Here is a 16,388-nt window from a genome sequence, read left to right as displayed (position 1 = left end):
GGTGCGAGACATCCGCACCCGCCGTTCGCTACGATTCAGAGGGGGAAGCCGAGCCTCCCCTCGGGGTCAAGCCTCGACGTCGCCTCGCCACGCACCGGTCTCGGTGCCCTGGGACTCGATGAACTTCTTGAAGTTGTCGAGGTCCTTCTTGACGGCGTGCTTGCCGACACCGATCAGCGAGCCGGCCTTCTCGAGCAGGCCCTCGGGCTCCCAATCGATCTGCACGGTGACGCGCGTCTCGTTGTCGCTCAGCTTGTGGAACGTCACGACGCCGGCGTGGTGGGTGTCGCCGCCCGTGCTCTTCCACGCGACGCGCTCGTCCGGGTGCTGCTCGGTGATCTCGGCATCGAACTCGCGCTCGACACCGCCGACCTTGACCTTCCAGCGCGTGTGGGTGTCGTCCTTCTGCGTGATCGACTCGACCTCGTCCAGGAAGTGCGGGAACGACTCGAACTGCGTCCACTGGTTGTAGGCGGTGCGGACAGGAACGTCGACGTCGATTGTCTCGATGATCTGGCTCATGGGTGTTACTCCTTCGAAGTTTGGTTCGTAGTCGTGCGTGGTGCGAAGGTCCGCTCGCGGACCGCGGTGGTTACGAGCGGCCAGGCATGTTCAGATCGGCCGGGTCGACGTCGACATCACCGACGTCATCCGGTCCGCCCGTACCCGGAACGACGCGAATGTCGTCCTCGTCGATGTCGTCATCGATGGTGTCGGGCAGCGGATCGTCCTGCTTGCGCTCGGTCTCGGTTTCACTCGCCGGGCTGTAGGAGCGGTCCTTCTCGACCGCATCATCTTCCGAGAGACCGGAGTCGGGAAGATCTGTCGACCGCGGCGGGGGTGGGCCTTCGTCGTTCTCGCCCGCTGCGAAGCGGGTCTTGTCGTCTGCGTTCACGGCTTATCCTCCCGAGGGGTTGTCCACCGGACGACCCTGATCGTCTGTCGTGTCGGGCTGCTCGGGTGAACAGCCCGAAGCCGTGTCGGCCTCGTCGTGCGCGCCCGTGTCGCCCTGGTCGGGCGTGCCGTGGGTGTTGTGCGTATCGCCGGTGTTTCCGCTCATGGCGTTCCTCCTCGTGTCGATCGCACCGCCCGTGAGGACGGAGTGGTGCAACCCTAGGCGCGGCTCGAATCGCATGTCGGGGGCTTGACAACCACACTCCGTTCACGCATTGCACCTGTCGGCCTCGCGCTGGGCGACAGCTCTGTCGACCTCCGTCCGATCACGGTTGTCAACCCCCGCGAACGCATCCGCGAGGAGAGGGACGATGGTGGGGTGAACACCACTGTCGTCCCCGATCGCTCTGTCGAAACCGCGTCCTTCTATCCTCGTGGGCCGCTGAGCGCGCAGCTTCTGGCCATCCTGCGGAAGGACCCGGCGCTCTCCGAGGCGGGCGATGTGGCGGGCGCAGCGGCTCGAGCGCTCGAGATCAGCACGGACATCGTGCGGGATGACGACATCCAGCTCGCACTGTTCTTGCTCTATGCCAGCCACTACGGGTCCCTCGATTTCATCGACGCGGGCTGGGAGTGGCATCCCATGCTCATCGCCGCGCGCGGCATGCTGGAGCGCGCCTTCGAAGAGACGCTGCGGGAGCGTGTTCAAGTGCCCGCGTCACCGGCGCCCACTCGGGATGCTGTCGCTCGCGCCCTGTTCGCGCTGACGGCACCGACACCAGGCCCGAGCCTGTCGCGATTTATCGCGAAAAAGGCGACGGGCGAACAGCTGCGCGAGTTTCTGATTCAGCGCAGCGTCTACACGCTTCGTGAGGCAGACCCGCACTCCTGGGCGATTCCTCGCCTGACCGGTGCGGCGAAAGCGGCCCTGGTCGAGATCCAGTCCGACGAGTACGGCACCGGCGACCTGTCGCGGATGCACTCGCGAATCTTCGCGCGCACCGTTCGGGCAGCGGGACTCGACGACACCTACGGGGCGTATCTGGACGCCGTGCCCGCGGTCACCCTGGCCTCGCTCAACATGATGTCGATGTTCGGTCTGAATCGGCGCCTGGTGGGTGCCATCGTCGGTCATCTCGCGGCGTTCGAGATGACCTCGTCGCTCCCGAACCGCATGTACGGCGATGGCTTCCGCCGCCTCGGCTTCGGCCCCGAGGCCACCCACTACTTCGATGAGCATGTCGAAGCCGACGCGGTGCACGAACAGATCGCGGGACGGGATCTCGCGGGTGGTCTCGCCGAGGATCGGCCTGAACTGCTCGATGACATCATGTTCGGCGCCGCAGCATGCCTCACCGTGGACGGTTGGGTGGGCGATGAAATGCTTGCGGCGTTCGAAAGCGGCCGCAGCTCACTCCGCGATGTGTGAGGGCGAACGGATGACGAACAGCAACGGCTCGACGGGGGGAACCCCCTCGATCGAGGCCTACCCGGACGGCCCGCTGATCGTTCGCGGGCACGTCGAGATCGTCGACTCCGACGGCCTGGTCATCGAGCCTCAGCGGCGGACGGTCGCGCTCTGCCGGTGCGGGGCCTCGCTCATCAAGCCTTGGTGCGACGGCACGCACAAACTCAGCGGCTTCCGCACGGACCCGGTCGATCACGACTGACATGCCTTAACCGCAAAGGCCCCCGTCTCTCGGAAGAGATCGGGGGCCTGTGCAGCGCTGCGATGTGTCAGCCCTGTACGGCGAGAGCGAAACGGACGGATCCGTCTTGCTCCATCTGCGCGTCGAGGATCTTGTCATCGAGCGCCAAAGCCGCGCCGGCATCGAGGAAGACGCGTGCGCCCTCGACCTCGACCACCGCGTCTGTCGTTTCGGGCTGCGGCGATACGCCCAACTCGAATCCTGTCTCGGCCGATCCCGTGTCGCGGATGCGGAGGCCGCCCTGCGGGGCATCCGGAACCTGCTCCACGATGGACTTCACTGCCATACTCGCGTTCTCGGTGAGTGTCAGCATGCTGCTCTCCTTCCGTTCGTCGAGGTGGCCACGATTCCGAGAATCGGCGCGGCTTGCAACCTCACACGCGCATGCGGAGGAAATTCCCATGTTGCGGCTGTGCGCCGCTCAGGGCTCGTGCGCCGCTCAGGACTCCTGGGCTGCTTCGAAAGCTTCGATGACGTTCGCGGGAACGCGGCCCCGGTCGGAAACCTGGTGGCCGTTGTCGCGAGCCCACTGACGGATGGCGCCGAAGTCCTGCTGACCCGATCGGCGGCGGGGGCGCGAGCCCGCGGTCTGCGAACCGGACGTGCGGGAAGAGATGGAACGCGCGGCTGCGACATAGGGCTGCAGCGTGTCGCGCAGCGCCCCTGCGTTTGCCTCGGTGAGGTCGATCTCGTACGCGATGCCGTCGAGCGAGAACAGGACGGTCTCACCCTCTCCGGCGTCGAGGACGGTGCCGTCGATGTCGTCGACGAGCTGATGCACGATTCTGCGGGCCATCAGGCCACTTTAGCGCGTGCGACCCGACTTCAGCGGGATGATGTGGGTTGTTCGCGCGGTCGGAAAGCTCGGCGTCAGGGAAGCAGGCCGCTCCGCCGCGCCTTCGTCACGGCCGCGTGACGGGTGGAGGCATCGAGCTTCGACATCGCGCTCGACAGATACGCCTTGACCGTCCCCTCCCGCAGCGAGAGTTGCGCCGCAATCTGTGCGTTTGTGGCGCCGATCGCCGCGCACGCGAGCACATCCGTTTCCCGCGGCGAGAGGGTCACCGTGGACGCCTGATGCTGCGCGTCGCCATCCCCCGAGAGCACCGCCAAGCGCTGCTCGACCTGCTCCAACCGCGCCCGAACGGACGGATCCGTGATCGTGGAGGCGATGGTCCGCAGCTCGGCGTAGCTCTCGCGCAACTCCTCGCGATGGGCCGCGGGCAGCGACGGATGCTGCGCCGGTGACGCTGCGGGGACGCCCGTCAGACCCGGGCCGGCATCGAGGGCGCTCAGCCTCCGCTCGACCTCATCACGCACACGCAATTCGGTGGCCAAGGCATCCGCCACCTGGAACGCCGGCTTCATGACCACTTCGCCGACGTTCGTCGATGCCCACGCGCCCCCGTACAGAAGCCCGCGCACCCGCCCGCCGACGATCACCGGAACCGCCAGCAGCGTCGAGATGCCCTCGCCGAGAATGTGCCTGTCGTAGTCATGCGTGATGTGTCGTGCCGCGCCGTAATCGGGCGTCGCGCGCGGACGCAGCTCGGCCATGGCACGACCGCCGAGGCCGCGCATGACCTGAACGCTGAGCCCGTCGAGGCTACGTGTGCGGCTGCCGTAGATGGCGCCGATGCGCGCGGTGCCGTCGCTCACGAGCCCGCCGAACGACACCGGAAAATGCGTCCGGCGCGCCAATTCGCGGACGGCGCCCGTCAGCGCCGAGGCTTCTGAGTCAGTCCGATCCTGGGTAAGCATCACTACCTACTTTCGGGGGTGACGGCATCCTCGCCGCCTTCGTAGCGTCGACCCTACACCTGCCGGAGCGAAAGAAAAGTGCTCGGGATCGGGCCAATCCGTCGTGCCCTCGTGGCGGATATTCGGCCGTCTTTCGGGCTTCGCGCAGACCGTGCACTAATGGCAAGGAGGCCACATGAGTGATCCGAGAACCGAAACCGCCCCACCCGGCGGGATCGACTACATCGCGGTCGAGGAGTCTGCCCCGTTCCAGGAACTCAAGCGCACGCAACGCAGCTTCGTGTTCCCGCTCGCGGTCGCATTCCTGCTCTGGTACTTCGTCTACGTCCTGCTCTCGTCGTTCGCGACCGACTTCATGGGCACGCGCGTCTGGGGTGATGTGACGGTGGGGTTGATCTTCGGCCTCGGCCAATTCGTCACCACCTTCGCGATCACGATGTCGTACGTCGCCTTCGCGAACCGCAAGCTCGACCCGAAGGCCGAGGCCATTCGTGACGCCCTCGAGAAGCAGGAGCCCACCTCGTGAACGACATCTTCGCGGCTCTCGAGGCCGCCTCGACGACGGTCGAAAACAACCCCGTCCTGAACATCTCGATCTTCGGCGCCTTCGTCGCGATCACGCTGTTCATCGTCATCCGCGCGAGCCGGAACAACAAGACCGCGGCGGACTACTACGCGGCGGGGCGCTCATTCACCGGGCCCCAGAATGGCTTCGCCATCGCGGGCGACTACCTGTCCGCCGCATCCTTTCTGGGTATCTGCGGCGCGATCGCGCTGAACGGATACGACGGATTCCTCTATTCGATCGGGTTCCTCGTGGCGTGGTTGGTGGCGCTGCTTCTCGTCGCCGAGCTGATGCGCAACACGGGCAAGTTCACGATGGCCGACGTGCTGTCGTTCCGTCTCGCGCAGCGTCCGGTCCGGATGGCGGCGGCGATCACCACCCTCGCGGTCTGCTTCTTCTACCTGCTGGCGCAGATGGCCGGCGCCGGCGGGCTTGTTTCGTTGCTGCTCGGAATCAACGACCAGATCGGGCAGTCGATCGTCGTCGCCGTCGTCGGGGTTTTGATGATCGTCTACGTGCTCATCGGTGGCATGAAGGGCACCACCTGGGTGCAGATCGTCAAGGCGTTCCTGCTGATCGGCGGCGCCATCGTCATGACGATCTGGGTGCTGGCGATCAACGGGTTCAACATCAACACGCTTCTGGGAGCGGCAGTGGATGCTTCGACCACGACGCCGCCCGACGCAATCCTCGCGCCGGGGCTGCAGTACGGCGCGAACCCGTGGGACTTCATCAGCCTCGCGCTCGCCCTCGTGCTCGGCACCGCGGGTCTGCCCCACGTGCTGATGCGCTTCTATACGGTGCCGACGGCGAAGGAGGCGCGGCGTTCGGTCGTGTGGGCGATCTGGCTCATCGGGCTGTTCTATCTGCTGACGCTCGTGCTGGGCTACGGTGCCGCAGCACTGGTGGGCCCGGACGTCATTCGCGAGGCCCCGGGAGGGGTCAACTCGGCGGCTCCGCTGCTGGCCCTGGCGCTCGGCGGTCCGATCCTGCTCGGGTTCATCTCGGCGGTCGCGTTCGCGACAATCCTCGCGGTCGTCGCGGGTCTGACGATCACGGCCGCCGCATCCTTCGCACACGACATCTATGCGAACGTCCTCAAGAAGGGCAACGTCCCGCCGGACGGCGAGGTCAAGGTCGCCCGTCGCACGGTCATCGTGATCGGCGTGCTGGCGATCATCGGCGGCATCGGCGTGCAGGGACAGAACGTCGCGTTCCTGGTCGCGCTGGCCTTCGCGGTGGCTGCGTCGGCGAACCTGCCGACGATCCTGTACTCGCTGTTCTGGCGCGGGTTCACGACCCGCGGCGCGGTGTGGAGCATGTACGGCGGGCTCGGTTCGGCCGTCATTCTGATCGTCGCCTCGCCGGTGTTCTGGGGCACAGAGACCAGCGTGTTCCCGGTCGGGACGGCGCTGTGGCCGCTCAACAACCCCGGCATCGTGTCGATCCCGCTCGGGTTCTTCTTGGGTTGGCTCGGTTCGGTCACCTCGCGCAAGGCCGAGGATCGGCGCCTGGCCGCGGAGATGGATGTGCGCTCTCTCACCGGCTACGGGGCCGAGAAGGCGACGAACCACTAGCGGCGGTTCGGCGGGGGCGTCGTTTCGTCTCGCTTCGCTCGCTCAACGACCGGGTCCTCGTGACGGGGCCCGGTCGTTGAGCGCGCTGGCTATGCCGACGCCGGCCACACCCCGCTCGACCCGCGCCGGTGACTGCCGACGAGGTGCGTGTCGACGATCCCGACGGCCTCCATGAGAGCGAACGCGGTGGTCGGCCCGACGAATCGGAAGCCGCGTGCCTTCAGCGCCTTCGCGAGAGCGCGGGATTCATCGGAAGTTGAAGGGATGTCGGCGAACCTCAGCGGGGTGGGTGTGGCGTTCGGCCGGAACGACCACACCAGGTCGGCGAGACCGCCGTCCGAGCGAAGGGCGACAGTGGCCTGGGCGTTGGCGATCGTCGCGAGGATCTTGGCGCGGTTGCGCACGATCGCTGCATCCGCAATCAATCGCTCCACCTCTGCGTCGTCGTACTCGGCAACCGTGTCGGGATCGAAATCGGCGAACGCCGCACGGAATCCCGGGCGCTTCCGCAGGATGATCGCCCAGGAGAGACCCGACTGGAAGGCTTCGAGGCTCAGGCGCTCGAACAGCCCGCGTTCGTCGCGGACGGGCATGCCCCACTCGTCGTCGTAGTAGCTCCGCAGGAGGGGATCGGTCGACGCCCATCGAGGGCGAGCCAGGCCATCGTCGCCAACCACGAGATCGTCCGACGATGCCGCGGGCGCGTCGGTCATGCCAGGACCCCCTCGATGCCCGACTCGAGGGCGAGCAACGCGCGCTTCACCTCGGGTCGTCCGCCGTACTCGCCGAGCGATCCGTCCGACCGGACGACACGGTGCACCGGGATCACCACCGAGATGGGCGTGTTGGCGCACGCGGTGCCGACCGCACGTGCTGCGCGCGGGATGCCGGCGGTGATCGCGACCTCGCCGTAGCCCGCGGTCTCGCCATAGGGGATCTCACGGATCGCCTCGAGCGCGGCGCGGGTGAAGGGCGTCAGACCCGCGAGATCCAGAGGGATGTCGAACGACCGGAGCTCGCCCGCGAAGTAGTGCTCGAGTTGCGTCACCACGGGATAGAGCGCTTCGTCGTCGCGCACCGCGGGTTCCCGCCGCGCCGCCATGATCTGATCCAACAAGCGCTCGGGTGATCCCTCAGCGAACCGGAGAGCAACCAGTCCGTCATCGGACTCGACGGCGAGGGCGACGCCGACCGGCGTGGGTGTTGTGGTGTAGCGAAGCGGCATGGGCCCATCCTGCCGCTGACGCGCGACATCCGAGCGCGCGCGGGGCATTCGGGGGACGGATGCTTCATAACGACCGTGGGGGAGGAGAGATGGCCTGTCCAACCCGGCAATCCCGCGAAACCCGCCCCGCTTGACCGGTCGACGCGCCGTCCGCACGTAGGGTGACCGTGTGTGGCGAGCAGACGGCAACGCCGTGGACCTGGGCGAAGACGAGTCCCCCTCGTTCGGCGCGCCCGATAACAGCGGCGTCGCACCCGATGGCTTGAGTGTCGCCGAGCCCGGCGTGCAGGTCGCGCACGTCGCGGATGTGCTCCGATCGCGGTTGCGCGCCGAGGCATCCGAGCTCGGTGGACGCTCTCCGTTGCTGCAGTTCGTCGACGTCGCAGACGCCGGAATCGACATCACCAACGCGCACCCCGGCAGCTTGCCGCAGTTCATCACGGGACAGTCGACGTTGCTGTCCGGGCTCTTCCGCGACGAGGTCGCCCTGCGCACCGCCCGGCTTGCGGCCGAGGCGATCACGGCGAAGAACGTCGAGCTGCGGACCGTCCGCTCGATCGAAGCCGTCCACCTCGCTGTCGGTCTCGCCGGCTGGCGGATCGGCGGTGTTTCGTACAGTGCACCCGTGCTGCTCCGGCCCCTGGCGATCCGTCGCCACGGCACCGACTTCGAACTGAAGCTGCACGGCGGATTCCACATCAACCCCGAGCTCGACTCGGTCGCGCGTGAGCACTTCGGTATCGCCCTCGACGGTCCCGCGCTCGCCGCGCTCGCCCACGAGGGTGGCGTGTTCAAGCCGCAACGGGTCATCGACCGGCTCCGGTCGGTCACGTCCCACATCGACACGTTCACGGTGCATCCGCGTCTGATCGTCTCGACGTTCGCCGATGTCGCGCGCGGCATGGCCCGCGACTCCGCGCGAGCAGGCGGACTCGTGCTGAACGCCCTTGCGGGCCACGCAGCAGATCGGCAGACGCTTGCCGCACAACCGGGCGAGGTGCAGAGTGTCGGGCCCGACGATCGCCCGCCGGCCGCCGACACGCTGCTGCTCGATGCCGACTCCGAGCAGGAGCGCGTGCTCGCCCAGATCACCGCGGGACGCTCGATCGCCGTCGCGACGCTGCCCGGAACGGGCGGAACACAGACCGTCATCAACGCGATCGGTGCCCTCGTGCACGAGCATCGCCGGGTGCTGGTCGTTAGCGCGCGTCGCTCGACGATCGAGGGCGTGCGGCATCGCCTCGGTCAGGTCGGTCTACCCGGTCTCGCGTGTTCCCCGACCAACACCGCCCGTGACCTCGTGCGCGCGATCGCCCGCAATGAAAAGGCCAAGGCGCCCCAGCTCGGCGACGTCGACGACGCACTCGTGCGCTTGCGCGCGTTGCTGACGTCGTACCGCAAGGGCCTGACAACGCCCGTCCCGGGGCTCGGCGTCAGCCCGCTGCAGACGCTCCATGCTCTCGCCGCGCTGCCGGCCGCCGACGGAATCGCCCCCGTCGACACGCGGTTCGACTTCGCGACGCTGACGAAGCTCGCGAACGACCGCACGGAAGCGGCGCGGATGCTCGAGCTCGCCGCAACCCTCGGCGAATTCCGCTTCGGCCCCGGCGATTCACCCTGGTACGGCGTCAACTTTGCGAGCACGGATGCCGCGCAGTCGGCGCATGCCCTCGCTCAGAGGCTGCACACGACCGAGGTTCCGCGGTTGCTCGAGCGCGGCTTCGAGCTCATCGCGCAGACGCGCATGCGTCCCTTCGCCTCGATCGACGAGCTCGGCGAATACCTGCGCCTCTTGATCGACATCCGCGACTCGCTCGATCGCTTCAGCCCCACCGTCTTCGAACGCCCGCTGGCCGACCTCATCCGTGCGCTCGGCTCGCGTCGGGACTCCGCGGGCATGAAGGCGGGGGAGCGGCGCCGCCTGCGTCGCCTGGCGCGTGAGTACGTGCGCCCCGGCGTCCACGTGGCCGATATGCACGAGGCGCTCGTGCGCATCCAGCGTCAGCGCACGCAGTGGCAGCAGTTCGTCGACATCGGGGTCACCCCCGAGGTTCCCCTCGGTCTCGCCGATGTGCACGTCGCCTGGCAGCGGGTCACGGCCGAGCTGGCAGAACTCGACGCCCCGCTCGGGCGCGACCGCGACAAGCGCCTCGCCTCGCTCTCGGTCAACACGCTGGTGCGTACACTCGCCGGCCTGGCCGCAGAATCCGATGTCCTCGACAACCTGATCGAGCGGACGGCCCTTCGCGCCGAACTCGCGCGTCTGGGACTCGGCGGGCTGCTCGCCGAACTCTCGGTGCGGCACGTCCCGGCCGATCGTGTCGCGGCCGAGCTCGAGTACGCGTGGTGGCAGTCGGCGCTCGAGCACATGCTGCGCTCCGACAAGTCGCTGCTCGGCGCCAACACGAGCGTCGTCGATCGTCTGGAACGCGACTTCCGACTCGTCGACGAGGCGCACGCCGCGGCATCCGGATCCATTTTGTCGTGGCAGCTCGCCCGCGAATGGAAGATCGGCATCGTCGATGAACCGGGTGAGGCCGAGAACCTCAAGGCGCTGCTGACCCGCGGAACCGCGACACCCGCAACGCTCTCGCTCGGCGCTCCGACCCTCGGTCGCGCGCTCGCACCGGTCTGGCTGGCGTCGCCCTACGAGGTGCCGAAGATCCCCGACTCGGTCATGTTCGACACCGTGATCATCGCGGATGCCGGGGCCATCTGCCCGGCCGAGGCCGCACCGGCGATCCGCCGTGCCCGACAGGTCGTCGTGCTCGGTGACCCGGTGACGCAGCGTCCGTCGCCGTTCACTCTGGCGGCCGGTTCGGCGCCGCAACCCGAAGCCGACGTCACGTTCGACGACGTCTCGGTGTTCGAAAAGTTGGCCGACCTGCTGCCCGTCTACACGCTGACCCGCAGCTACCGCGCCGGTGGAGAAGACCTGGCCGAGCTCGTCAACGATGCCTTCTACGGCGGCGAGATCGTGTCGTGGCCGTGGGCCGGATCGTACCTCGGCCGCGGCAGCCTGACCGTCGACTACGTCGAGGGCGGGTTCGGCGCGCCCGACCCGATCAGCGGCGCCGTCGAGAGCCCCGACACCGAGGTGACGCGGGTCGTGACGCTCGTGCTCGAGCACGCGCTCAACCGGCCGGACGAGTCACTCATGGTCGTGACCGCCAGCGCGCGGCACGCGGAGCGCGTGCGTGCGGCCGTCAACGCAGCCTTCGCGAGCCGATCGGATGTCTCGGAGTTCGCCCTGCGCGACACCGCCGAGCCGTTCGCGGTGCTCACCCTCGAGCAGTCGGTCGCCGAGAGCCGCGACCGCGTGATCTTCTCGCTCGGCTACGGACTGACCAAGCACGGCCGCGTGCTGAGCGACTTCGGCGACCTGTCGACCCCCGACGGGGAACGTCTGCTGACGGTCGGCATGACGCGGGCGCGACGCTCGATGGTGATCGTGTCATCCATCCGTCCCTCCGCATTCGACGACGGACGTCTGGAATACGGAGCCGCGACCCTCATGACGATCCTCGGCGGCATGGCAGCACGCCAGCGCGACGCCCGCCTCGAAGACCTGGCCGATCCGCTCACGCGACGCCTCGCATCCGAGCTGCGCCGCCTCGGCGTCTCGGTCGACGTGCACTACCGCGGTCTGCTGCCGCTCGTCGCGCAGCACGCCGGCAAGGCCGTCGTCGTCGAGAGCGACCCCGAGACTCACGACGAGTCGCTCCGCGAATCGCTGCGGTTGCGTCCGCAGCTGCTCCGGCGGCTCGGATGGCACTACGTACGCGTGCACTCCTTCGATCTGTACACGGATGCTCCGGCCGTCGCCGCGCGCATCGGCTCGATCCTCGGGGTCGAGCCCGACGCACCCGCCGTCGAGGCGTCGACCCAGCCGATCGATGGCCTCGGCTGACGGCTCCGGCGAGCCGGACCAGCAGGCGGGCTCGCGACAGCGCGTCGTTCGCGTGCCGGGTGCACGCCGGGCGAAGCTGACAGCCGCGCCCGGGGCAACACCCGAGCCGGCGCCGCGGGACGAGGCATCCGATCCGACTCCCGAGCCCGACGCGAGCACCGCGGGACCGAACGACGACCGCCTGCGCCAGGACGTGCCGCCGCACTACTGACCGAGCGGGCAAGGAAGGTCGCCCGCTCGGTCGGGCATCACACCAGCGAGCTCTGTGAGCATCCCGTCCACGTCCGATGTCCCACTTCTACCCGGTATAGAGGTGTCAAGCCCTAGAAAGTGGGACACACCACCATCCCATGTCCCCTTTTCGCTCGGTATATCGATGATTTACCGGGAGAAAGTGGGACATGTAGCGCTAGAAGTGGGAAATGCGGGCACGGCAGCGGCATGCAGCGCGGGTCAGGCGCGGGGCGAGGGGCCGGACTGCTGCTTCTCGAGCAGATCGCGGATCTGCACCAGGATCTCTTGCTCGGTCGGGAGCTTCGGCTCGTCTTCGGCCGCGCTGAGGCCCGCCCGAGCGGCGGCACGCTGCTTGAGGTGGTTCATCGGATAGACGAACACGAAGTAGACAACGACCGCGACGGCGAAGAAGCTGATGACTGCGCTGATCAGGTCGCCGAGCGGGAACGTGACGGGCTGGCCGTAGATGCCGTTGATCGTCGGACCGAACTGGCCCATCGAATCAGCCTCAAAGAACAGCGCGACGATCGGATTGATGATGCTCGACACGATCGAGTTGACGATCGCGGTGAAGGCACCTCCGATGACGACGGCGACCGCGAGGTCGATGACATTGCCGCGGAGGATGAACTCCTTGAAACCCTTGATCATGCGTTGCTCCTCCCTGCGTGCCCGGGGGCCCGCTTCACGAACCCGTCGAGGCGGGCGAGGACTTCGTCCCCGATGTCGATTCTGACGAAGACGACGACGATCCGCCACCCGAGCCCGAGCCCGAGCCCGAATCGGACTTCGTGGCAGAGCCGGACGAGCTCGACGATCCGGAGTCCGACTTCGCGGAAGAACCGGACGCATCGGACGATCCCGAGGACTTGCCCGCCGCGGCCTTCGCGTCGCCGGACCGCGAGTCCGTGCGGTAGAAGCCGCTCCCGTTGAATGTGACGCCGATCGAGCCGTACTGCTTACGCAATACGCCGCCGCACTCGGGGCACTCGGTCAGCGTCGGGTCGGTGAAGGCCTGGACGGCGTCGAAACGGTGGCCGCAGGACTTGCAGGCGTAGGCGTAGGTGGGCATCGTGCTCCTGGTTCAGGCGTGGTTCAGCGCGCGGAGGGCGCAAAGGTGACGGTTCGAGACGGAGTGACCACGCCCGAGACGGGCTGATCGTGTACCTCGTGAGGCACCTCGTCGACGAGTTCCGAGTCGAAGATGACGGCGTAGACGGGCGGGCAGCGCTCCATCGAGCCGATGGTCTTGTCGAAGTATCCGCGTCCCCAGCCCATGCGCATGCCAGTCGCGTCGACGGCGGCGGCGGGGATGATCATCAGGTCGACGTCGTTGACGGCGATCGGTCCGAGAAGTTCGCCCACCGGTTCGGGAAGACCGAACATGCCCTCGGCGATGTCGCCTCCCGGGACGGCGACCGACCAATCGAGCAGTCCATCGGAGCGGCTGATCGGAAGAAGGACACGGATGCCGCGGGCCACCGCACGATCGACGAACTCGTGCGTGCCCGGCTCGGTCGACATGGAGAGAAAACACGAGATCGAGCGGGCGCCGTGCTGCTCCACCAGCTGGTCGAGACGGTCGGCGAGCGCGTGCTCCGCGTCGGCGCGTTGCGCGTCGGAGAGCAGCTGACGACGCTCGCGCAGGTCCGCGCGAAGCGCCCGCTTGACGTGATCGACGTCTGTGGACACGGGCACCATCTTAGGCGCGGTGGCGTTGCGGGAAGGTCGGGCCGGATGTCAACCCCGGTAATACGCGCGGTTCTCCGTCACGGCTTCCCGTTACGATGGCCGACATGCCTCCTATGAAGTTCAAAGCCGTCATTCCTGCTGCCGGTCTCGGCACGCGCTTCCTTCCCGCCACGAAGGCGATGCCGAAGGAGATGCTGCCCGTCGTCGACAAGCCCGCGATCCAGTACGTGGTGGAGGAGGCAGCCCAGGCGGGCATCGACGACATCCTCGTCATCATCGGCCGTAACAAGAACGCCGTCGCGAACCACTTCGACTCGGTTCCCGAGCTCGAGGTCAAGCTGAAGGACAAGGGCGACCACGACCGCTTGCGTCGCGTGCTCGAGTCGAGCGATCTCGCCGACATCCACTTCGTCCGACAGGGTGAGCCGAAGGGGCTTGGACACGCAGTGCTGCGTGCCAAGAACCACGTCGGTGACCACTCATTCGCCGTCCTGCTCGGTGACGACTTGATCGACGAGCGCGATGTGCTGCTGACGACGATGATGGCCGAGCACGAGCGCACCGGCGCGGCGATCGTCGCACTCATGGAGGTCGACCCCGACCAGATCCACCTCTACGGCGCCGCGGACGTCGAGTCCACCGACAACGCGGATGTCGTCAAGGTCAAGGGTCTCGTCGAGAAGCCCAATCGCGAGGACGCCCCGTCGAACCTCGCCATCATCGGACGCTACGTACTGAGCCCCGCGATCTTCGAGGTGCTCGAGCACACAGAGCCCGGCAAGGGCGGCGAAATCCAGCTGACGGATGCGCTGCAGGAGGTCGCCGCAGACCCCAACGGCCCCGGCGTGTACGGCGTCGTGTTCCGCGGTCGTCGCTACGACACCGGCGATAGGGTGGACTACATCAAGGCCATCGTGCAGCTCGCCGCCGACCGCGAGGATCTCGGTCCCGAGTTGCGTCCCTGGTTCAAGGAGTTCGCGGCGGGTCTGTAAGCCTCAGGTCTTACCGGCTTCGCCGCCCCGCAAGAGGAGTGGGCATGGAGTTGTCCCTTCCGCGCGAGCACGGACCGATCTCGATCCGGCTGATCAAATCCCGCGACTCCCGCGTTCTGCAACAGGCCCTTCTCGATAACCGGGGCTGGTTGGAGCAGTGGGAGGCCACGAGCCCCGACGGGGTCGTGTCGCTCGATATGAGGCTCGGGATTCGCCGGCTGTTGCAGCAGTACCGTGATGGACTCGGTGTGCCCCTCGTCATGGAGCACAACGGAGAAGTCGCCGGCCAGCTGAACGTGTGGGGGATCGCCCGCGGCTCGCTGGCCTCGGCGACGATCGGCTACTGGGTCAGCGAGAGCTATGCGGGCCTCGGGATCACCCCGACCGCGGTCGCCCTGGCAACGGACCTGTGCTTCACCGAGCTGCGGCTGCATCGGATGGAGATCTGTATCCGCCCGGAGAACGCCGCGAGCCTGCGCGTGGTCGAGAAGCTCGGCTTCCGATACGAGGGCCTGCGTCGTCGCTACATCCACATCGACGGAGACTGGCGCGATCACTACGCGTTCGCCCTCACGCGCGAGGACGTCCCCTACGGGGTGCTCGAGCGCTGGGTCAGCGGCCAGACGCCGCGCGACGCGGCGAACATCCCCGAGGCGGACCGGAACGCGGCGGCATCGGACTCCTGACCGACAGAGTTCTGAACGGTTGGTCCTGAGCGGCGCGACACGCCCGGTACATCCCGCTGTTCGCTGCGCGCTCGCATACCGTGGTCGGCATGGGCGGGCAGGTATTGGGCGGTGGAGTGATCCTTCTGGTCGCCGTCGCGCTCTGGCTCGTCTACCTCGTGCCCACGTGGCACAGCCGGCACCAGTATTACGCCGCCGAACGCAACGCCGTTCGTCTCAACCAGGCCATCCGGGTTCTCGCCGAGACGAGCGAAACGCCCGGCGAGGTGCGACTCGAACTCAACGCTCGCACGGCCCTCCAGCAGCAGCGCCTGGCGCGACGCCTCCAAGCCGAACACCAGTCCGCCGAGCTCGAAGAGTTGCGCGAGCAGGTCGCCCACGCACGATCCGCACCGCTTGCTCGCCGTGCCCGCGCACGCCGACGCGCGAGGCTCGTCGCCACGACACTCCTTCTCGTCGGACTGAGCGGCACCGGATTCGGCATCTGGCAGGTCGTTCAGGGCGGTGCGCAGACATTCTTGTGGGCCGGCGCGGCCTCGGTCGGACTCTCTCTGATCGTGCTGCAGCGGATGGCGCATGTTGCCGCTCGTGCCGCCGTTGCCGACAGCGCCGCGGAGCAGCCCGTCGCCGTGCGGCGCGAAGCATCCGTCCAGGACCTCGCGCCCGCCATGCCGCAGCGCGAGTGGACGCCGCGGACCCTTCCGCAGCCCCTGGTGTCGTCCAACGGTTCGCGTGCGGCTGCTCAGCTCGACGCGGCCGACGCTCGCGAGGCTCTGCGCCGCGCGGCCCGCGAAGAGGCCCTGCGTACGCAGATCGAGCGCCAGCAGTCGCCCTCGCGCCCGCAGCGGATCGACCGCACGGTCGCCCGGGTGGAAGCGCAGGAAGCGCCCGCTGCATCCGTTGCCCCGGCGCGCTCACCGTACGCGGGCATGGGCGTCGTCGACGACGCCGAGATCGAAGCACACGTTCGCGCTCTCCTGCGCCAGCGCGCCGGCTGACCGCCGTCGTTCGCGACGGTAACGGCTGCGCACGCAGAAGCGGCCCGCCCCCGGAGGTGCGAGCCGCTTCGTCGTGCAGTTCTGCTAGTTGAAGGCGTCCTTGACGTTGTCGCCAGCCTTCTTCACGTCGGCCTTGGCCTGGTCG

The 16,388-nt window shown here is 67.7% G+C and carries 20 protein-coding genes and 1 pseudogene; 10 read left to right on the top strand and 11 right to left on the bottom strand.

Going from position 1 to position 16,388, the window contains the following annotated elements; translation table 11 throughout:
* Positions 1-66 precede the first annotated feature (66 nt).
* From MIC448_RS01945 to MIC448_RS01935, 3 genes are all read right to left on the bottom strand, one after another.
* Positions 67-522, bottom strand: a complete 456-nt coding sequence (locus MIC448_RS01945; protein ID WP_036295267.1) for an SRPBCC family protein — start codon at positions 520-522, stop codon at positions 67-69.
* Between the two features lie 70 nt (positions 523-592).
* Entirely contained in the window at positions 593-895 is a 303-nt protein-coding gene (locus MIC448_RS01940) for a hypothetical protein (protein ID WP_036295265.1), read from the bottom strand.
* Positions 896-898: 3 nt separating this feature from the next.
* Positions 899-1,060, bottom strand: a complete 162-nt coding sequence (locus MIC448_RS01935; protein ID WP_199484397.1) for a hypothetical protein — start codon at positions 1,058-1,060, stop codon at positions 899-901.
* Positions 1,061-1,273: 213 nt separating this feature from the next.
* Between MIC448_RS01935 and MIC448_RS01930 the strand changes: the two genes are divergently transcribed.
* Together MIC448_RS01930 and MIC448_RS01925 are read left to right on the top strand one after the other, a co-directional pair.
* On the top strand, positions 1,274-2,323 hold the full coding sequence (locus MIC448_RS01930) for an iron-containing redox enzyme family protein (protein ID WP_036295286.1): 1,050 nt from the start codon (positions 1,274-1,276) through the stop codon (positions 2,321-2,323).
* A 10-nt stretch (positions 2,324-2,333) separates the two neighbouring features.
* Positions 2,334-2,564 carry a CDGSH iron-sulfur domain-containing protein gene (locus MIC448_RS01925; protein ID WP_036295283.1) on the top strand — a complete coding sequence of 77 codons (231 nt, stop codon included), beginning with the start codon at positions 2,334-2,336 and terminating at the stop codon, positions 2,562-2,564.
* Between the two features lie 67 nt (positions 2,565-2,631).
* Here the strand turns inward: MIC448_RS01925 and MIC448_RS01920 are convergent, their stop codons facing one another.
* The 3 genes from MIC448_RS01920 to MIC448_RS01910 all read right to left on the bottom strand — a co-directional run bounded on the left by MIC448_RS01920 (position 2,632) and on the right by MIC448_RS01910 (position 4,364).
* Positions 2,632-2,916, bottom strand: coding sequence for a Fe-S cluster assembly protein HesB (locus MIC448_RS01920; protein ID WP_036295262.1), 285 nt, complete (start codon positions 2,914-2,916; stop codon positions 2,632-2,634).
* A gap of 126 nt (positions 2,917-3,042) precedes the next feature.
* Complete coding sequence (locus MIC448_RS01915; protein ID WP_036295259.1) at positions 3,043-3,399, bottom strand: Lsr2 family protein; 357 nt, start codon at positions 3,397-3,399, stop codon at positions 3,043-3,045.
* 74 nt (positions 3,400-3,473) lie between these two features.
* Entirely contained in the window at positions 3,474-4,364 is an 891-nt protein-coding gene (locus tag MIC448_RS01910) for a LuxR C-terminal-related transcriptional regulator (RefSeq protein ID WP_036295256.1), read from the bottom strand.
* A 175-nt stretch (positions 4,365-4,539) separates the two neighbouring features.
* On the opposite strand from MIC448_RS01910, the gene MIC448_RS01905 reads away from it, so the two are divergent.
* Both MIC448_RS01905 and MIC448_RS01900 read left to right on the top strand, forming a co-directional pair.
* Positions 4,540-4,890, top strand: a complete 351-nt coding sequence (locus MIC448_RS01905) for a DUF485 domain-containing protein (RefSeq protein ID WP_036295253.1) — start codon at positions 4,540-4,542, stop codon at positions 4,888-4,890.
* The gene (locus tag MIC448_RS01900; RefSeq protein ID WP_051512928.1) at positions 4,887-6,506 is read left to right on the top strand and encodes a cation acetate symporter; all 1,620 of its coding nucleotides are present in this window, start codon (positions 4,887-4,889) and stop codon (positions 6,504-6,506) included. Before MIC448_RS01905 ends, MIC448_RS01900 begins: the two co-directional genes overlap by 4 nt.
* Before the next feature lie 89 nt (positions 6,507-6,595).
* Here the strand turns inward: MIC448_RS01900 and MIC448_RS01895 are convergent, their stop codons facing one another.
* Complete coding sequence (locus MIC448_RS01895) at positions 6,596-7,219, bottom strand: DNA-3-methyladenine glycosylase I (RefSeq protein ID WP_036295250.1); 624 nt, start codon at positions 7,217-7,219, stop codon at positions 6,596-6,598.
* Positions 7,216-7,731 (bottom strand): methylated-DNA--[protein]-cysteine S-methyltransferase, encoded by a 516-nt coding sequence (locus MIC448_RS01890; RefSeq protein ID WP_036295247.1) that lies wholly within the window; start codon positions 7,729-7,731, stop codon positions 7,216-7,218. The genes MIC448_RS01895 and MIC448_RS01890 overlap by 4 nt, the downstream gene beginning before the upstream one ends.
* A gap of 169 nt (positions 7,732-7,900) precedes the next feature.
* Between MIC448_RS01890 and MIC448_RS01885 the strand changes: the two genes are divergently transcribed.
* Positions 7,901-11,641: a DEAD/DEAH box helicase gene (locus MIC448_RS01885; RefSeq protein ID WP_243419853.1), complete on the top strand. Its 3,741-nt coding sequence runs from the start codon at positions 7,901-7,903 to the stop codon at positions 11,639-11,641.
* The gene (locus tag MIC448_RS01880) at positions 11,628-11,852 is read left to right on the top strand and encodes a hypothetical protein (RefSeq protein WP_036295244.1); all 225 of its coding nucleotides are present in this window, start codon (positions 11,628-11,630) and stop codon (positions 11,850-11,852) included. The genes MIC448_RS01885 and MIC448_RS01880 overlap by 14 nt, the downstream gene beginning before the upstream one ends.
* A gap of 242 nt (positions 11,853-12,094) precedes the next feature.
* Here MIC448_RS01880 and mscL read toward each other — a convergent pair whose 3' ends face one another.
* Positions 12,095-12,526: a large conductance mechanosensitive channel protein MscL gene (gene mscL / locus MIC448_RS01875; RefSeq protein ID WP_036295241.1), complete on the bottom strand. Its 432-nt coding sequence runs from the start codon at positions 12,524-12,526 to the stop codon at positions 12,095-12,097.
* Between the two features lie 17 nt (positions 12,527-12,543).
* On the opposite strand from mscL, the gene MIC448_RS16685 reads away from it, so the two are divergent.
* Positions 12,544-12,792, top strand: a complete 249-nt coding sequence (locus MIC448_RS16685) for a hypothetical protein (RefSeq protein WP_051512926.1) — start codon at positions 12,544-12,546, stop codon at positions 12,790-12,792.
* 14 nt (positions 12,793-12,806) lie between these two features.
* Here the strand turns inward: MIC448_RS16685 and MIC448_RS16680 are convergent.
* Both MIC448_RS16680 and MIC448_RS01865 read right to left on the bottom strand, forming a co-directional pair.
* Positions 12,807-12,947, bottom strand: a pseudogene (locus MIC448_RS16680) (FmdB family zinc ribbon protein); the annotation flags it as partial.
* A 23-nt stretch (positions 12,948-12,970) separates the two neighbouring features.
* Positions 12,971-13,567: a 5-formyltetrahydrofolate cyclo-ligase gene (locus tag MIC448_RS01865; protein ID WP_036295273.1), complete on the bottom strand. Its 597-nt coding sequence runs from the start codon at positions 13,565-13,567 to the stop codon at positions 12,971-12,973.
* Positions 13,568-13,671: 104 nt separating this feature from the next.
* Between MIC448_RS01865 and galU the strand changes: the two genes are divergently transcribed.
* From galU to MIC448_RS01850, 3 genes are all read left to right on the top strand, one after another.
* Positions 13,672-14,559, top strand: coding sequence for a UTP--glucose-1-phosphate uridylyltransferase GalU (gene galU / locus MIC448_RS01860; protein WP_036295236.1), 888 nt, complete (start codon positions 13,672-13,674; stop codon positions 14,557-14,559).
* 44 nt (positions 14,560-14,603) lie between these two features.
* Positions 14,604-15,245: a GNAT family N-acetyltransferase gene (locus MIC448_RS01855; RefSeq protein ID WP_036295233.1), complete on the top strand. Its 642-nt coding sequence runs from the start codon at positions 14,604-14,606 to the stop codon at positions 15,243-15,245.
* Between the two features lie 89 nt (positions 15,246-15,334).
* Positions 15,335-16,243 carry a hypothetical protein gene (locus MIC448_RS01850; RefSeq protein ID WP_036295270.1) on the top strand — a complete coding sequence of 303 codons (909 nt, stop codon included), beginning with the start codon at positions 15,335-15,337 and terminating at the stop codon, positions 16,241-16,243.
* Positions 16,244-16,388: the final 145 nt, after the last annotated feature.

The sequence above is a fragment of the Microbacterium sp. C448 genome, from assembly GCF_000582705.2.
Taxonomy (GTDB): domain Bacteria; phylum Actinomycetota; class Actinomycetes; order Actinomycetales; family Microbacteriaceae; genus Microbacterium; species Microbacterium lacus_A.
Note: the sequence above shows the minus strand (reverse complement) of the source record. Positions and strands in the feature narration are given on the sequence as shown.